This window comes from Nocardia arthritidis NBRC 100137 (genome assembly GCF_001612765.1).
GTDB lineage: Bacteria > Actinomycetota > Actinomycetes > Mycobacteriales > Mycobacteriaceae > Nocardia > Nocardia arthritidis.
Genome location: NZ_BDBB01000055.1, coordinates 26,698 through 43,126 on the forward strand (window position 1 = coordinate 26,698; position 16,429 = coordinate 43,126).

At 67.9% G+C, this 16,429-nt stretch carries 16 protein-coding genes and 1 pseudogene; 10 read left to right on the top strand and 7 right to left on the bottom strand.

Annotated elements, in window-relative coordinates:
- Positions 1–101 precede the first annotated feature (101 nt).
- Together NA8_RS29065 and NA8_RS29070 are read left to right on the top strand one after the other, a co-directional pair.
- Positions 102–767, top strand: coding sequence for a TetR/AcrR family transcriptional regulator (locus tag NA8_RS29065; protein WP_063053510.1), 666 nt, complete (start codon positions 102–104; stop codon positions 765–767).
- Positions 739–2,208 carry a glycosyltransferase family 39 protein gene (locus NA8_RS29070; RefSeq protein ID WP_245664047.1) on the top strand — a complete coding sequence of 490 codons (1,470 nt, stop codon included), beginning with the start codon at positions 739–741 and terminating at the stop codon, positions 2,206–2,208. Before NA8_RS29065 ends, NA8_RS29070 begins: the two co-directional genes overlap by 29 nt.
- Positions 2,209–2,258: 50 nt before the next feature.
- On the opposite strand, the gene NA8_RS29075 is transcribed toward NA8_RS29070, so the two are convergent.
- Positions 2,259–4,358, bottom strand: coding sequence for an acyltransferase family protein (locus NA8_RS29075; protein ID WP_084467166.1), 2,100 nt, complete (start codon positions 4,356–4,358; stop codon positions 2,259–2,261).
- Between the two features lie 208 nt (positions 4,359–4,566).
- Here NA8_RS29075 and NA8_RS29080 point away from each other — a divergent pair, with 208 nt between their 5' ends.
- Both NA8_RS29080 and NA8_RS29085 read left to right on the top strand, forming a co-directional pair.
- Positions 4,567–5,049, top strand: coding sequence for a cation:proton antiporter regulatory subunit (locus NA8_RS29080; protein ID WP_063053512.1), 483 nt, complete (start codon positions 4,567–4,569; stop codon positions 5,047–5,049).
- Between the two features lie 4 nt (positions 5,050–5,053).
- On the top strand, positions 5,054–6,235 hold the full coding sequence (locus NA8_RS29085) for a cation:proton antiporter (protein ID WP_063053513.1): 1,182 nt from the start codon (positions 5,054–5,056) through the stop codon (positions 6,233–6,235).
- A 59-nt stretch (positions 6,236–6,294) separates the two neighbouring features.
- Here NA8_RS29085 and NA8_RS29090 read toward each other — a convergent pair whose 3' ends face one another.
- On the bottom strand, positions 6,295–7,026 hold the full coding sequence (locus NA8_RS29090; RefSeq protein ID WP_245664048.1) for a peptidylprolyl isomerase: 732 nt from the start codon (positions 7,024–7,026) through the stop codon (positions 6,295–6,297).
- 206 nt (positions 7,027–7,232) lie between these two features.
- On the opposite strand from NA8_RS29090, the gene NA8_RS29095 reads away from it, so the two are divergent.
- The 3 genes from NA8_RS29095 to NA8_RS29105 are packed head-to-tail and all read left to right on the top strand — an operon-like array spanning position 7,233 to position 10,586.
- Entirely contained in the window at positions 7,233–8,069 is an 837-nt protein-coding gene (locus NA8_RS29095; RefSeq protein ID WP_063053514.1) for a nitrilase-related carbon-nitrogen hydrolase, read from the top strand.
- Between the two features lie 14 nt (positions 8,070–8,083).
- Positions 8,084–9,505: a dihydropyrimidinase gene (hydA, locus tag NA8_RS29100; protein ID WP_063053515.1), complete on the top strand. Its 1,422-nt coding sequence runs from the start codon at positions 8,084–8,086 to the stop codon at positions 9,503–9,505.
- 34 nt (positions 9,506–9,539) lie between these two features.
- Positions 9,540–10,586 carry a TIGR03842 family LLM class F420-dependent oxidoreductase gene (locus tag NA8_RS29105; protein WP_063053516.1) on the top strand — a complete coding sequence of 349 codons (1,047 nt, stop codon included), beginning with the start codon at positions 9,540–9,542 and terminating at the stop codon, positions 10,584–10,586.
- Positions 10,587–10,664: 78 nt separating this feature from the next.
- On the opposite strand, the gene NA8_RS34150 is transcribed toward NA8_RS29105, so the two are convergent.
- Positions 10,665–10,835, bottom strand: a complete 171-nt coding sequence (locus NA8_RS34150; protein ID WP_157106981.1) for a hypothetical protein — start codon at positions 10,833–10,835, stop codon at positions 10,665–10,667.
- Between the two features lie 584 nt (positions 10,836–11,419).
- On the opposite strand from NA8_RS34150, the gene NA8_RS34155 reads away from it, so the two are divergent.
- Positions 11,420–11,638 carry an effector-associated constant component EACC1 gene (locus NA8_RS34155; RefSeq protein WP_157106982.1) on the top strand — a complete coding sequence of 73 codons (219 nt, stop codon included), beginning with the start codon at positions 11,420–11,422 and terminating at the stop codon, positions 11,636–11,638.
- 634 nt (positions 11,639–12,272) lie between these two features.
- Here NA8_RS34155 and NA8_RS29115 read toward each other — a convergent pair.
- Together NA8_RS29115 and NA8_RS29120 are read right to left on the bottom strand one after the other, a co-directional pair.
- A complete protein-coding gene (locus NA8_RS29115; RefSeq protein ID WP_063053518.1) occupies positions 12,273–12,857 on the bottom strand; it encodes a hypothetical protein in 585 nt (194 codons plus the stop codon).
- Positions 12,858–12,946: 89 nt separating this feature from the next.
- The gene (locus tag NA8_RS29120) at positions 12,947–13,102 is read right to left on the bottom strand and encodes a hypothetical protein (protein WP_157106983.1); all 156 of its coding nucleotides are present in this window, start codon (positions 13,100–13,102) and stop codon (positions 12,947–12,949) included.
- Positions 13,103–13,207: 105 nt separating this feature from the next.
- Here NA8_RS29120 and NA8_RS34160 point away from each other — a divergent pair, with 105 nt between their 5' ends.
- Both NA8_RS34160 and NA8_RS29125 read left to right on the top strand, forming a co-directional pair.
- Positions 13,208–13,378 (top strand): hypothetical protein, encoded by a 171-nt coding sequence (locus NA8_RS34160; RefSeq protein WP_157106984.1) that lies wholly within the window; start codon positions 13,208–13,210, stop codon positions 13,376–13,378.
- 86 nt (positions 13,379–13,464) lie between these two features.
- The gene (locus NA8_RS29125; RefSeq protein WP_063053520.1) at positions 13,465–13,830 is read left to right on the top strand and encodes an HPF/RaiA family ribosome-associated protein; all 366 of its coding nucleotides are present in this window, start codon (positions 13,465–13,467) and stop codon (positions 13,828–13,830) included.
- Between the two features lie 408 nt (positions 13,831–14,238).
- Here the strand turns inward: NA8_RS29125 and NA8_RS29130 are convergent, their stop codons facing one another.
- Together NA8_RS29130 and NA8_RS29135 are read right to left on the bottom strand one after the other, a co-directional pair.
- Entirely contained in the window at positions 14,239–15,150 is a 912-nt protein-coding gene (locus tag NA8_RS29130) for a hypothetical protein (protein ID WP_063053521.1), read from the bottom strand.
- Between the two features lie 234 nt (positions 15,151–15,384).
- Positions 15,385–16,071, bottom strand: a pseudogene (locus NA8_RS29135) (DUF4389 domain-containing protein); the annotation flags it as partial.
- Positions 16,072–16,429 lie beyond the last annotated feature (358 nt).

A 16,429-nucleotide genomic window follows, 5' to 3' on the forward strand; every position in this document is an offset into this window, starting at 1 on the left:
GGACCACGAAGGGCCGCGTCTCCTCGGAGGCGCGGCCCTTCGCTGTCGAGGGAGTGCAGCGGCGGCGGCACCGTTCTGGCCGCCTGTGCTAAAATCTGACCATGCGGCCAGAAAATGGGACGGGCGGACAAAGCCGGTCGTTCATCGAGGAGGCCCGGCGGCGGCAGATCATCGCCGCGGCGGTGGAGGTGATCTCCGAGGTCGGTTACGGCAACGCCTCGCTGGCGCGGATCGCCGAGCGCGCGGGAATCTCCAAGGGCGTCATCTCCTACCACTTCGAGGGCAAGGACGATCTGATGACGCAGCTGGTGATCCAGCTGTACGTCTCGGCCGCGGAGTACATCGCCCCGCGGGTCGGCGCGGCGTCCGGGGCGCGCGCAAGCCTGCTGGCCTACCTCGAATCGAATCTCGGCTTCATCGCGGCGAACACCACCTACGTGGCCGCGCTGGTGGACGTCGTGACGAATCTGCGCGACGCGGACGGTCAACCGAAGTTCGCCTCCGCCGACGGGGAACGTGACATCATCGCGCCGCTGGTCGAGATCATGACCGAAGGACAACGCACCGGGGAATTCGGCGAGTTCGATCCGCTGTTGATGGCCGAGTCGATCCGCGACGCCATCGACGGCGCGGCCGGGCGCGCTGTGCGGGACCCGGATTTCGCGATGGACGCCTACTCGGCGCATCTGTGCGGGTTGTTCGACACGGCGACGCGGAAGGCGGGCGAAGGCGGCCGACATGCTGGATGTTCCACCGCGGCCGGCTGATTCCGGCGAACCGCTACCGCCGTTCGCCCTCGGCGGTGTGGGCGTGGTAGCGGCGCTCGGCGCACTGGCGCTGCTGGTCTCCATCGGGCGGTACGGATTCTTCGGTGACGAGCTGTATTTCGTCGCGGCCGGGCGCAGACTGGCGGTCGGCTACGCCGACCAGGGGCCGCTGCTGCCCGCGATCGCCGGGACGATGGACCTGCTGGCCCCGGGTTCGCTGGTGGCGCTGCGTCTTCCGGCCGTGCTGGTCACCGTGGCGGCCGTGCTGGTGACCGCGCAGATCGCCCGGGAGTTCGGCGGCGGCCGCGCGGCGCAGGCGCTGACCGCGGCCGCCTACGGGACCTCACCATTTTTGCTGGTGCAGGGCAGTCTGCTGGCCACCAACACGATCGACACGGCGCTCTGGGTGGTGGTGAGCTGGCTGGTGGTCCGCTGGGTCCGCACCCGCCGCGACGGCCTGCTGTTGGCCTCGGGGCTGGTCACCGCGCTGGATATGCAGGTCAAGTGGTTGATCCCGGTGTTCTGGATCGCGCTCGCGGTCGGGGTGGCGGTCTACGGGCCGCGGGAGCTGCTGCGCCGCCCGGCGCTGTGGTGCGGCGGCGTGGTCGTCGCGCTGACCTGCACGCCCAGCCTGGCGTGGCAGGCGGCGCACGGCTGGCCGCAGCTGCGTCTGGGTGGTGTGGTCGCCGCGGAGCAGGCCACGATCGGCGGGCGGGCTGTCTGGCTGCCGCTGGCGCTCGCCTCGGCCGGCTTGCTCGGCGGCATACTGCTGATCTACGGCGTGTGGACGCTGTTGCGGGCGGAGAACTGGCGGCCCTACCGATTTCTCGGGCTGTTGCCTTTGGTGCTGGTGGTCGTCTTCATCGCCACCAACGGACGTCCGTACTACGCGGCGGGCTGCTATGGGGTGCTGATCGCGGCGGGCGGTGCACTGGACGGAGAATATGCGGCGCTCGCGGGTGCTCGTCACCGTCCCGGTGCTGGCGCTCTCCGCCGCACTGCTGGTGGTCTCGCTGCCGCTGCGTCCGGAGACGGACATCGAACCGGTCGCCGACCAAGCCGAGGCAGGCCTGGAAATCGCGGTGTACGGGCGATTCGGGTGGTCGGAGCTCGCGGCGGGCGTGGCATCCGCGTACCGGGCGCTGCCGGAGCAGGAGCGGGCGTCGGCGGTGGTGATCGCCGATTCCTATTGGCAGGCAAGCGCTCTGGATGTCGATCGTGCGGCTTACGGCTTGCCCGCCGTGTACAGCCCGAACCGCGGGTTCGGATACTTCGGCGCCCCGCCGGATACGGCGACCACGGTGCTGTGGGTGGGCGGCGCCGAGACCGATGTGCTGGCACGCTGCGCCGAGGTGAGCGCGATCGGGCACGTCGACGCCCGGCTCGGATTTCCCGGTGTCACGCGCGCAGTCACCCTCTGGCGCTGCGCGCGGCCGCATGAGCCCTGGTCGAGGGCCTGGTCGGACATGTTGCGGCTGAACTGACTCCGCTTCACCACCAGCCGAGGATCGGTGACAAGCGCCTGCCGAGTTCCGGTGCGAGCGAGCGCGAATAGCTGGCGGTGAGGTGGTGCTCGTCGTGGTAGATCAGGATGTTGCCCTCGGCGACTGCGCAGACGTCGCGTTCACACAGCGCGTCCGATAGATCCACCGGGAACACGTTGGGGAACGAGGCGGAGAACTCCAGCGCCGGGTTGACGGCGTTCAGCGCGGCCGCGCGCGGCATGCCGCAGCTGATCCGGTCGCCCTGCTGGGCGAGGCAGTCGATGGCCCGATACCGCACCCCGTCGCGGCGCAGCCATGGTGTGTCGCGGATGGCGAGCACGTTGAGTCCACGGTCGGCCAGCCGGGCCCAGACGTCCAGGTAATCGCCCGGAGTCTCGTCGCCATCGCCGTCTCGCGGCCGGGTCGCCGTCGTGAAGACCCACTCCGGACGTTCGACGGCCAAGCGGTCGATCACCTCCACCGACCAGTCGCGGCAATCCGGATTCGCTTCGCCCTTGTACATCGGTTCCGCCGCCACGGTCAGCGGGCAACCCATCTTCAGATACACCTCGACCCGGAAGGCGTGCTCGCGAGCGAGCAGGTCGAGGGCGGGTATCCAGTGTTCGGCGTGCGAGCTGCCCACCACCGCGACGGTCCGCTCCGCGTGGGCATCCCCGTAGGTGCAGGTGATGACGTCGCGGGTGTCCCAGTCCGCGATGCAGCCGTCGCGAGACGGGTAGGCGGCGTCGGCCGGCGCTTCGTACATGCTCGGACGCATCGGGGCCTCGGGCGTGCTCGCGCCGGCGACCAGCGCCTCCGCGCCGGGATAGTGCACCGGTTCCAGCGCCGCCACCGCCCGCGGCGGGTTGGCTCTGGTCGCCACCTGCTCGCCGGCCGACACCACGAGCACCGCGATGCCCAGGGCCGCGACCAGCCGGCCGGTACGCAGCGGGCGGACGGCCTGGCGCGCTGGGCGGCCGGACCGCATCCGCAGCGGCTCCTCGACGAACCGGTGCGTCAGGTAGGCGAGCACCAGCGACGCCCCGATGACTCCCAGGCCGACGCCGAGTCCGGCGGTCGCGGCTCCGGTCCGCGCCAGGACGAAGATCAGGATCGGCCAATGCCACAGATACAACGCGTAGGACAGTTCGCCGAGACGGACCGCGGCCGCCGCGCCGAGCAGCCGGTTGGGCAGCGGTCGCTCGGCGGCGGTCAGGTCGGCGCCCGCGAGGATCAGCGCCAGCGTGGCGCCGACCGGCACCAGCGCGGCCGGACCGGGAAACCGGTCGGCGCCGTCGATCAGCCATCCGCAGGTGAGCACCGTGACCGCACCGAGGACGGCCGCCGCGATCCGCACCGGGCGCGGCGGTGCCAGCCGGGGCGCCACGATCGCGAGCAGGGCGCCGGCCGACAACTCCCAGGCTCGGGCGAAGCTGTCGTAGTAATTCCAGCCCTGCTGCACCGCGGTGCCGTGCGCGGCGTAGACGAACGAGGCCACCGTGCCCGCGGCGAGGAGGACGGCCAAGCCGGGGCGCAGTGCTCCAGGTCGTTCGAAACGCACGCACAGGGCCGCCGCCGACGCCACGACGAGCAGCGCGAGCAGGTAGAACTGCATCTGCACCGCCATCGACCACAGGTGCTGGAGCGGGCTCACCGACGGATCGGCGGCCAGATAGTCCGACCAGGACAACGCCAGATACCAGTTCTGGTAGTACAGCAGCGAGGCCAGCGTCTGCGCCGCCATCTCGCCCCACTGGGTGAACGGGCGCAGCAGTACGGTCGCCGCGACCACGGCGGCCAGAAGCGTCACCAGCGCGGGCAGCAATCTACGGGCGAGCCTGCCCGCGGTGTGGAGGACGCGGACGGTGCCGGTGGATTCCGCGCCGCGCAGCAGCGAGCCGGTGAAGAAGAAGCCGGAAAGCACCAGGAACACGTCCACGCCGCCCGAGACTCGCCCGAACCAGATGTGGAACGCCACGACCAGCGCTATCGCCACGCCGCGCAACCCGTCCAGATCGTGCCGGTATCCGGCGGCGCCCGCCTGTGGCCCTGCCGGGGCGACCGCGCCCGGCCGGAGGAGCCGGTTCACCGCTCGGGCGGCCGTCACCGGACTCGCACGCCGCGGTCGCCGCGGCAACGGAATGCGACGGTTGGGCGACGGGTCGATGTACGGGACACGTCATCTCTCTTACCACGGCCGGTGAACCACGGTCCAACTCGCGGGGCCTGGTCTGTGGTGCGAAAACAGGCCGTTGATACGGACAATTCGGTCACCCGCAGACCGGCCGCCCTCTGCTGGTCGTTAGGGTGGAATCGTGAACGTTGAGGTGACACCCCTGCCGGGTATCGGTGTGCGTAAGGATTTTCCGCTGGCCAATACGCGACGCCGGATAGGAGTGATCGACCATCGCGACGGCACGATGGACCTCATCGTGAGCAAGCCGGACGACCCCGACGAGACCGAACAGGTACCGCTGACGGCGAAGGAGGCGGCGGTGCTGGCGAGCCTGCTCGGTGCGCCGCAACTGGTCGAGCAACTGCGCGAGGAACACCGCGAGTTCACCGGACTGACCACGCGTCAGCTGTCCATCCCGGACCGGTCCCGCTTCGACGGGCGCAGGCTGGGCGAGACCCAGATACGTACCAGGACCAAGGCGTCCATCGTCGCGGTGGTGCGCAGCGGGCAGCCCATTGCCTCTCCGGGACCGGACTTCACCTTCACCGCGGGGGACGTGCTGGTCGTCGTCGGCACCGCGGAGGGCCTGGAGGCCGCCGCCAAGATCCTGTTAGACGGCTGAGCGCATGGTGGCACACGAGACCGCGCTCGCGCTGATCCAGCTGGGCGCGGTATTTTTCGGCCTCGGCCTGCTCGGGCGGATCGCCGCGCGCATCGGCATGTCGCCCATCCCGCTGTACCTGATCGGCGGGCTGGTCTTCGGCACCGGCGGCCTGGTCGAGTTGCGACAGGTGGACGACTTCATCCACCTCGCCAGTGAGATCGGCGTCGTCCTGCTGCTGTTGCTGCTCGGCTTGGAATACAGCGCGCCGGAGCTGGTCACCGGCATGCGCCGATCGTGGGCCGCGGGCGTGCTGGACCTCGTGCTCAACGCGACGCCTGGTGTGCTCGTCGCGTTCGGGCTCGGCTGGGGGTTCACCGGCGCCATCGCCATGGCCGGAGTCACCTACATCTCGTCCTCGGGCATCGTCGCGAAGGTGCTCAACGATCTGGGCAGGCTCGGTAACCGCGAAACGCCGGTGGTCCTTTCCATCCTGGTGTTCGAGGACCTGGTGATGGCCGGATACCTGCCGGTGCTGACGGCGGTCCTGGCCGGTGTCGGCTTCGTCGCCGGACTGAAGACGCTGGGCATCGCCTTGGCGGCGGTCACCGTCGTGCTGATCGTCGCGCTGCGCTACGGCCGCTACGTCTCCGCGATCGTCGACAGTGCCGACCGCGAGATCTTCCTGTTGAAGCTGCTCGGATCCGCGCTTCTGGTGGCCGGCGCGGCCTCCGCGGTCCAGGTATCCGCGGCGGTGGGCGCTTTCCTGCTGGGCATCGCGATCTCGGACTCGACCGCGCACAACGCGACCAAACTGCTGGAACCCCTGCGCGATCTGTTCGCCGCGCTGTTCTTCGTGCTGTTCGGCCTGAGCACCGACCCGGCGAGCATCCCGCCGGTGCTGGGCTGGGCTTGCCTGCTGGCGCTCGTCACCACGGCCAGCAAGATCGCCACCGGCTGGTGGGCGGCCAAGCGGGCCGGTGCGGGCCGCCTGGGCCGGGCGCGCGCGGGCACCGCGCTGGTCGCCCACGGCGAGTTCTCCATCGTCATCGCGGGACTCGCCGTCGCCGCGGGCGCGGTCCCCGCCGAATTCGCCGCCCTGGCCACCACCTACGTGCTGTTGATGGCAGTTCTAGGTCCGATCGCCAGCCGCTTCGTCGAGCCGGTCATGGCGCTGGTGCTGCGGCGGCGTGCCGGCGTGTCCTGACCGGCAACGGGCCGAACCCGCGGTGGCGACGCCGGAGCGCACCGCCACCGCGGCGGGCTTCAGTTCCTTCCGGCGGCGACGGAGTTCAGCACGACCTCGACGGCAGGCTCGCCATCGGAGGAGCCGTCCTTGACGCCCGCGGCGGCGATGGACGACAGAACCTCCATGCCCGCGGTGACCCGTCCGAACGGGGTGTAGCTCGGCGGCAGCGGCGCGTCGCGGTAGACCAGGAAGAACTGGCTGCCGTTGGTGCCGGGCCCCGCGTTCGCCATGGCGACCGTACCGGCCGGGTAAGTGGCCCCCGCCAGGTTCTCGTCGGGGAAGAAGTAACCGGGGCCGCCCATGCCGGTCGCGGTCGGGTCGCCGCACTGCAGGACGTAGATGCCTTCGGTGGTCATCCGGTGGCACTTCGTGTGGTCGAAGAACTGCTCACCGGCCAGGAACACGAACGAGTTGACCGTGCGCGGCGCGTGTGCCGCGTCCAGGGCGATGGTCACGGTGCCACAGCTGGTGGTCAGCGTCGCCGTGTATCCGGCATTGGCATCGATGGTCATGCCGGGTTCGGCGGGCCATTGCTTGCCGTTCGGCTGACCGGCGGCCGGTGCGCCGCAGCGGGCCGGTCCCTGCTCCCGAGCCGGCGCGGGGGTCGCCGAGACGACACCCGCCGCGGACGCCACCAGTGTCACGCCGACGGCGAGTACCCCGAGGATCCGCAGCGATCGCCACGGTAGGTTCCGGCGCCCCGCGCGCCGGCCGTTGACGAGTTCTCGCGCTTGCACTTCGCTGCTCACCGCTGAAAAGCTCCTTCACTCGGGGTTGCGCACCGGACGATGCAGCGCGAATCATTCCATCTCCCCCGCAGTGGTGGGGGAGTACGGCTCGATTTCCGCCCGCGCGGTCCGATGACAGGGCCTGCGATGGCCGCAGATCGGCCACAAAAATGTTTCCGGCAACTTGTTGGACAACAGAATTGGTTCCCGGTGACGTATAACAAAGCATGGGAATCGTTCGAGCGGCGCTGGTCCAAACGAACTGGACCGGTGACAAAGAGTCGATGCTGAAGGCGCACGAGGCCTACGCGCGCCGGGCCGCCGCGGAGGGAGCCGCGGTGATCTGCTTCCAAGAGCTGTTCTACGGGCCTTATTTCTGCCAGCGGCAGGACCAGAGGTTCTACGACTACGCCGAATCCGTCCCGGGGCCGACCACGCAGCGATTCGCCGCGCTGGCGAAGGAATTGCGCCTGGTGATGATCCTGCCGGTGTACGAGCAGGAACAGCCCGGCCTGCTGTACAACACGGCCGCCGTGCTCGACGCCGACGGCAGCTATCTCGGTAAGTACCGCAAACACCACCTGCCGCACGTGCACGGGTTCTGGGAGAAGTTCTACTTCCGGCCGGGCAACCTCGGCTGGCCGGTGTTCGACACCGCCGTCGGCAGAGTCGGCGTGTACATCTGCTACGACCGGCACTTCCCGGAGGGCTGGCGCGCGCTGGCCCTGTCCGGGGCGGAGATCGTGTTCAACCCGTCGGCCACCTCGCGGGGTCTGTCCGGCTATCTCTGGAAACTGGAACAACCGGCGGCCGCCGTGGCCAACGAGTATTTCATCGGCGCCATCAACCGCGTCGGCGTCGAGGAGTACGGCGACGACGACTTCTACGGAACCAGCTACTTCGTCGACCCGGAAGGCAAGTTCGTCGGTGACGTCGCCTCCGACACCGACCCCGAGCTGGTCGTCCGCGATCTGGACATGGACCTGATCAAGGTGGTGCGCGATCGCTGGGCCTTCTACCGCGACCGCCGCCCCGACGCCTACGGGCCGCTGGTGGCCCCCTGAGACCGGGGAACGACATGGCGCGCACCTTCATCCATGGCGGCACGGTCGTCTCCGCCACCGGATCGCAGCCGCTCGACGTGCTCGTCGAGGGCGAGACCATCGTCGCCGTCCTCCAGCCGGGCTCCGCCGTGCTGGGCGCGGACCTCGCCGCCTCCGCCGATCGGGTGCTCGACGCGACCGGCAGATACGTCATCCCCGGCGGTGTGGACGGCCACACCCACATGCAGATGCCTTTCGGCGGGACCCAAGCCTCCGACACCTTCGAGACCGGCACCCGCGCCGCCGCGTGGGGCGGCACCACCACCATCGTCGACTTCGTCGTGCAGAAGCCGGGGGAGCGGGTGCAGGACACCTTGGCCGCCTGGCATGCGAAGGCCGCCGGGCAGTGCGCGATCGACTACGGCTTCCATCAGATCATCGGTCACGTCGACGACGAGTCCTTGAAGGGGATGAGCGAATTGGTGGCCGAGGGTGTCACCAGCTTCAAACTCTTCATGGCCTACCCGGGTGTCTTCTACTCCACCGACGGTCAGATACTGCGCGCCATGCAGTCTGCGGCCGAGCTGGGTGCGCTGTTGATGATGCACGCCGAGAACGGGATCGCCATCGATGTACTGGTCGAGCAGGCGCTCGCGCGCGGGCACACCGCGCCGTACTTCCACGGCACGACCAGACCGTGGCAGCTGGAGGAGGAGGCCACCCACCGCGCGATCATGCTGGCCGAGCTGACGGGCGCGCCGCTGTATGTGGTGCATGTGTCGGCCGAGCAGGCGCTGGCACAGATCGCCGCCGCCCGCGACGCCGGACGCAACGTCTTCGGCGAGACCTGCCCGCAGTACCTGTACCTCTCGCTCGAAGACCAGCTGGGCGCAGCGGGTTTCGAGGGCGCGAAGTGGGTGTGCTCGACACCGCTGCGATCGAAGGCCGAGGGGCATCAGGACGAGCTGTGGCGCTATCTGCGCACCGGTGACGTCACGACCGTGGGCACCGACCACTGCCCGTTCTGCATGAAAGACCAGAAGGAGCTGGGTCTCGGCGACTTCAGCAAGATTCCCAACGGCATCGGCGGCGTCGAGCATCGGATGGACCTGATGTTCCAGGGCGTCCGGAGCGGGCGGATCTCGCTGGAACGCTGGGTCGAGGTCTGCTGCACCGCGCCGGCCCGGATGTTCGGCATGTATCCGCGCAAAGGAGTGATCAGCCCGGGGGCGGACGCCGACATCGTCATCTATGACCCGGACGGCCACACCAGCATCGGTCTCGGCAAGACCCACCACATGAACATGGACTACTCGGCCTACGAGGGATTCGAGATCGACGGTCACGTCGACACGGTGCTGTCCCGGGGCCGGGTGGTCGTGGACGGCGGCGGCTACCTCGGTCGCGCGGGACACGGCCGGTTCGTCAAGCGTGACCTCTCGCAGAACCTGATCTGACGCGCCTTTCGATCCTCGAAACGGAGAGTGCCGCATGGACATCGGTCTGGTGCTGCAATGCACGCCCCCGGCCTCGCGGGTGATCGAACTGGCCAGGCTCGCGGAGACCTACGGGTTCTCCCACGTCTGGACCTTCGACTCGCATCTGCTCTGGCAGGAGCCGTACGTCATCTACAGCCAGATCCTGGCCGCCACCCGCAAGGTGATGGTCGGTCCGATGGTGACCAACCCGGCCACCCGGGACTGGACGGTGACCGCGTCGGCCTTCGCCACGCTCAACGAGATGTTCGGCAACCGCACCCTGTGCGGGATCGGCCGCGGTGACTCGGCCGTGCGCACGCAAGGCGGGAAACCCGCCACCCTGGCAACGCTGCGGCAAGCGGTGGAGGTGATCCGCGAGCTGGGCAACGGGCGCAGCGCGCGTATCGACGACACGGTGGTCCGGCTGCCGTGGGCGGCCGACTCGCGGCTCGAGGTATGGGTAGCGGGCTACGGGCCGCGTGCTCTCGACTTGACCGGCGCGGTCGCGGACGGATTCATCCTGCAACTGGCCGACCCGGACATCACCGCCTGGACCATCGCGCGGGTGCGCGCGGCGGCCGAGCGAGCGGGCCGGGACCCGGCAGCGGTGCGGATCTGCGTCGCCGCGCCCGCTTACGTCACCGACGGGACGGACGCGGCGCTGGCGCACGCGCGCCGACAGTGCCGATGGTTCGGCGGGATGGTCGGCAACCACGTGGCGGAGATCGTCGCGAGATACGGGACGACGGGGGATATTCCGGCCGCCCTCACCGACTACGTCGAAGGCAGGCGAGGCTACGACTACAACCAGCACGGACGCGCGGGCAACGTGCACGCCGAGTTCGTGCCCGACGCCATCGTGGATCGCTTCTGCCTGCTGGGCACACCCGACGATCAGCTGTCCCGGTTGCGTGACCTCGCCGAGCTCGGTGTGGACCAATTCGCCGTCTATCTCCAGCACGACGCGAAAACCGCGACCCTCCAGGCGTACGGTGAATCGGTGCTGCCTCGTCTCGCTCCCCTCGTGACCGCTACCCAGTCCACCGAAGGGAGCGACTAGCGTGGTCGATCACGTCTTCTGACTCGCCGATCGGGGTGAACTCGCATCGGGTGCGTGTTCATCGGGTCAGGGGGTCCATCAGCGGGCGACAGCTTCGCCGAATTCTCGTTCGACGTAGGTGAGGGTGGTGTGGCGCACCCAGTGGATCGATACTTGGAGTCGCTGTGCCCCGGCCAGGTGCTGTTTGACGCGTTGAGTGAGGTAGTCGTAGCGGCGTGCGGTGATCGGCCGGCCGTTGCGGTAACGCACCCGATCGGCCGACCGACCACCGACTCTGCCCGGCAGCGCGGGCTTTGCTGCTACGGTGATCGCTGTCGAATGAAATGCTCTGTCCCGCAGCCCATCCGAGTATTCCAATTGCCGACCTGTCGGACAGTCGGCTGTGGTCGTCGAGTGTTGTGGTTGCGCAATGCGCGACCGAGATCAGGATGCTGCTGTCGACCACGCTGGGGAATGCGAACAGTATCGACACCAGCTGTGTCGGTCGACGACGGGGCTGATACAAGTCGTCGAATACGGAGGCCACGGACTGATCCGCTTGTGCGCGAGCGTCTGAAGGTCCATCAGCACCGGGCCGGACCTTGGTGCTGTCGGCCAGTCGGTTCGAAGCTCGGTCCAACTCACCGAGATGCAGGTCAGCTGCGCTACTCGCAGCCGATGCAGACGGCGGTTGTGCGCCTCGAGCGTCCGGGGCCGGAAGGTTGGAGCCGTTCGCCGCCGAGGCGGCGTTGTCTTGGGCATGACGAATTGATGGCATAGGGCACTGCTTCCTGCCCGGCTTCGCCGAGTGAGGATGTCTGGTTCCAGCGCCATGCTTCAGGACACATGAAGCCATGCAGGGTTGGTTCGCTCTGGCAGGTGCTGGTTCACTCTCGACCTGGCTCAGCCAACGCCATTCCGACATCGAGCTGATGGTCGATGACCGGGACGGCCGCCGAGTCGAGTTGAAGGCGCGCCGAGTACGCGATGTGCCGGAATTGCTTGATCAGGTCGCCCGGATGCTGGATGAAGCGCAGGCGAGCCAGACCCTGTGCTGGACGAAGCGTCGTTGAGCCAGTCCCCCGAAACCGAGACTCCGTCGGTACTGCGGCGGGCCTAACCTCCGCGCGGGCTGGACCGGCGAACGCGATCCTGGGCTCATGGACGACCTGCACCGCAGACTCCACGAATAACCTACCGTCATTCCTCGCCCGACGGTCGGGCTCTGGTCCCGGCGCCACGTTTACCCGGCGAGGTCACCGAACAAGTCGAGCTGTTCAGCACGGGGTGGCGGGGTCCGGGGGAGGGTCACTTCACGGTCCAGAATGCGGCCGGTGGGTTGAGGGTGCCGGACTTTGGTGACCTGTCCGCCGGCGGGGACGTCGAATGAGATGCAGCCCTGGCGTCGTTCGCTCGCTGGCGATCAGGGCGCCGGACAGGCCGATCTGACTGCCGCTGGGATAGGAGCCGCCGCCGGTGAGGAGTAGCGCGTCCGCTGCTGCTGCCGCGGTGGGGGGATGCGGCGCATCGCTCAGCTGAGGCCGTATCCGAGTCCGAACGTGACGGCCAGCCATCTGAGGAACGCGTGGAGGCCGACGCCGAGATCGAGGCCGAAGGAGTCCATCGATCTCATCTCCTTCCGAAATCGAATCTTCTGCGGGTCCCTGACCTGTACATGATTTTATCGCTGGTCGCAGCCTTGCCGCATCATCGATCGGCACTGATGGGAGGTTGGTCGGCGCGGTCGGTGGCGCGGGCGCGGCCGAGGGGGAATGGGAGGGTGATGGGGTCGCCGGGGCGGTGGGCCTCGATGAGTTTGAGATGGGGGGTGAGGCCGGTCAGGCCGGTGAGGCGGGCTTGGCTGTAGGGGGTGCCGACGAGCAGCACTTCGACTTCGCAGTCGTGCACGGTGTCGGTCGGTAGCGAGCGGTCGAGGGTGGCCGCGATCGTCGTGACCGGTTCCAGACCGCGGTCGAGACAGGTCTCACCGGCGTCGGACGGTCCGTAGATCCAGGTGAGGACTTCCGGGCCGGAGCATTCCCCGAGAAAACTCCAGCCGCGTACTCGCATCATGACCTCCAGCCCGGCGAACACCCGCAGGTCCGCCGCGGGTACCGGGTGACCGCAGGGTGTGCCCAGCGCCTGCATCACCGAGGACGGGGGGTATCGGCGATGCCAGATGTGCGCGCGCATCGCCGCGACCCACGCAGCCTCACCGCGCGGTGAGCTCCAGGCCGCGTCACCGCCGGATCGCCTGGCGCGGCGGGCTGGTTTCTTCTTCGCACCGGACATGGGCGCTCATGCTCGCAGCCCGCCTTGCCGCACCCAAGCAGACACGCCCACCGTGTCGCGGGGTTTTCCGACACCGACCATGCCCCGGCTCAGCGCCCGGTCGAAGACAAGCTCACGGCGCAGGCCAGCGGGGTATTCGGGGACGCGGTGGCGGCGGGAGCGGCGATGGCGCTGCGATCACGCAGGCACAGCGTCTGCAGACCGGCGGCGAGCTCGTGGAGGTCCTCGTGGAAACGGGTCCGCACCCGGCCCATCCTCGGCGAACCCGCCTCGCCGAAGTGGCAGGCGCGGCCGGTGGCGTTGCCCAATCCGGCGTGGACTCGGCCGCATCCGGCTGATTGATAAAGCGCGTGTCCTTTGCCGCCGATCACGGGGCTGGTGAGCTGTACAACCGCGAGCGCAACAACGTCACTCTGTGCTACCCGGGACTGATCGCCGCGCTGCACATCGTCAACAGCTGGGCGGCCCAGACCGCTCAGTCGATGATCATCGGGGATTTTACGGTGAGTATTGGGGTATAGACGGAGCAGGCGACGGCGGAGCAGTCGACGAATACCGTCCGCCTCCGTCCGAGGAGCAGTTGCCACCTACCGGAACGGATTCGCATATGCAGATTCAGGTCAACACCGACAGCAACATCGACAGCGGCGAAAAGCTGATCCGGCACTTCGAGGAGGAGATCGCGTCGACGCTCGAGCGCTTCAGCGACCAGATCACCAGCGTCGAAGCCCACCTCAGCGACCAGAACGCGGGCAAAGGTGGACCGGATGACAAGCGATGCGTGCTGCAGGCTCGTCCGACCGGTCAGCAGCCGGTCGCGGTGACCCACAACGCCGCGACCATCGATGACGCCTGCCGGGGCGCGGCCGAGAGCATGGCGCATCTGCTCGCCAGCCGGTTCGGCCGGCTGCACGAGACAAAGGGTGGCGACTCCATCAGGCACCCGCACAAGAACCACCCGCACACGAACTGAGTCAGCAGCACCGGGTTGTTCGGCCTTCGGTGAGCAGTGGAACTCGGATCGCCACGGCGAGATGCCTAACCCAACCTCGAGATGCCCGGGTGAGACAGGGTCACCGGGCGGATTCCGCCTTGCTGGTGGCATCGACGACGACCTGCCGACCCTCGTCTCGGCGCGACCACGACGCCCACTACGCCCGCCGAGCTACCGACCACGGTCCAGAAGTGCGTCGAGCCATACCTGTTGCTCCTGGCGGGTGCCGGTCTTGGGTCGTTCTCGGTCACGTGCGGCTTCCCCCGGTAGCGGACGCTGTCGAAACCTGGCACAGGCGAACCGCAACCCGCACCGCAGAGGCTGTCTACGCGTCGGCGAGACACCAAAGACTCTACATAGCACGAATACGGGTTCCACGCCGACAGGTCAGCGGTCACCGGCTGTTCCGCGGGCGGGATGCCGAACCGGCCCGCGTGCGCAGCGGTACAGAAGCAAAGCGGTCGCGCCTACGAAAGCCCCTGTGATGAACGGCTCCGCGGAGTCGAATCCCGCCCCCGGTATCGCGGCACGCACCTGGAAGATCATGGCCGAGATATACGCGAACTGGTGTAGCGATCCGGCGAGCAGCAGGGCCGTCGCGAGGATGAACCCCCAGGGGCGCCGTCGCCAGAGCAGGACCGCTGCCGCGGCATAGCTCGGAACCAGCAGGGCCAGGTCGAGAACGAAACCCAGGTGCGTCATGGCGGACGGCAGTATCAGCCGAGATGGTTCGGTCACCTCATCGGTGACGGCGAAGCGAATCGAGTAGTAGATCCACATCGCCCCGAGCGAACCGGCAAGGATCAGCAGGACCATCGCCACCGAACGCACCGGCGTGGCGGCGGAGAATCGAGCTGCCACCGCGTCCACATCGGTACTGGCCAACGCGAGCACGAACGTACCGATGGACAAGGAGAACAATGCCGTATGGATGAGGAACGCGCCGTTGAAACTGGTGCCGAACACGTACAGCGCGTAGTTGTATACGGCATAGGCGAGCACTCCGATCCAGATTGATCGAGCCCATGCGGCATGAAACCAGCGCGGCACCAGCGCGGCCGCGAGCAGGGGAGCACCGATTACCAGCGCGATGAAGTCGTACCCGCGCAACGCGGCCGCTACTTCCGGGGGATCTCGGTACAGTCTCTCGATCCACAGCCCTGCGACCGATGACACCGTCATCAGGGCGAGGATCAGCAGCGACATCCAGCGTGCCGCGTACTCGGCGTAGTGTCGGCCGTCGGCAGGGGCTACAGGGGTGTCCCGTCCCATCATGATCTTCTCGCTTTCCGAACTCATCTGGCGAGCCGATGCCGTGCGGCAGCTGTACCGACCGGGGGTTGCCCATTCGACGGCTCGATAAATGTCACGACTCGTCTCCGTCGACACCGCGGTTCACATGGAACCGTCCGCCGAGTACAGGTACAGCATCGGCCGGGACGCCGATCGCGTGGACCAGATGCAATGGCGCGCTATGCCGGGCGGCTGCCACGGCTGCCCAACGGACCGCGGCGAACGAGGCCGTCCGACCGCTCAAACCCCCGTCTGCTCTCCGGAGCTGTGGGAGGTAGGGGGATCGATTGGTTCATGTGGGCCCTGATCGAGGCGGAACGGCGGGTATTCGTCGCGCATCAGCGCGGCGTAGGCTAGGACCCGGTACAGCCAGCGGTTGATGCCGACGACGAAGTCGAACAATTGGCGTGGGTAACGTCCGGTGAATAGCAGAGTGACCGCGGCGATGAGTACGAGGATCCCGATAAGCGGGATCGCGGTAGGGTTGTTGCCGTCGTCGTCGGTGAGTACTACCGAACCATTCCACATCGCGGTGATTACCAGGTAGTGCGGGATTGCCAGCAACCACCACTTCACCAGTACAAGGCCACGCGACAAGCGTTCCGGATAGTCGACCTGGATTTCGGCGGGATATCCGGTGGGGCGCAATGTGAACGGTGGGTACCGGTCGGTGCCGAGCGCGGCATAAGTGTAGAACTGCACCCGCCATGACCACCGCATCACACCGACGTTGAAGTCGAAGATCCTTCGCGGGTATCGGCCGGTGAGCAAGATCGCCACGCCGGCTATCACGGTGAGCACGACGAATGCGATCCACAGGAAGAACAGGACGATGTAGTGCGGGATTGCCAGCAGCCACTTCACCAGCCAAAGCCACCGCGACAGCGGCTCTTCCAGGTCGCCACGCAGGTATACCGGATATGCGGAGGCGGTGTCGAAGTCCGGGCCGGCCGCACTTGTACTTTCGAGATTCATGCTCGACGCTCCTTATCGCGTCATGGTGAGAGCGTCGAAATGGGCGCTCGTCACCCAACGTTCGGAAGGCCGCGGATTCGGTGTCTGTCCGACCGGAAGTTCCGCACAGCCGCATGCAGGGCGATAACGTGGCGGGTCGATCATGGCGGAAGGGGTGCGAGCGGCCATGACCGACAGCCTCGCGGGAAATTTCCTTCCGGGCGAGAGTCCTTGGGCCCGGGCGTCGAGGGACTTGGGTGTCAGCTTCCTCTGTTCGCATCGTGGCCTTTCGTCCCTGTCCTCGAGGCCGATAAGCCGCATTCCCGGCTGC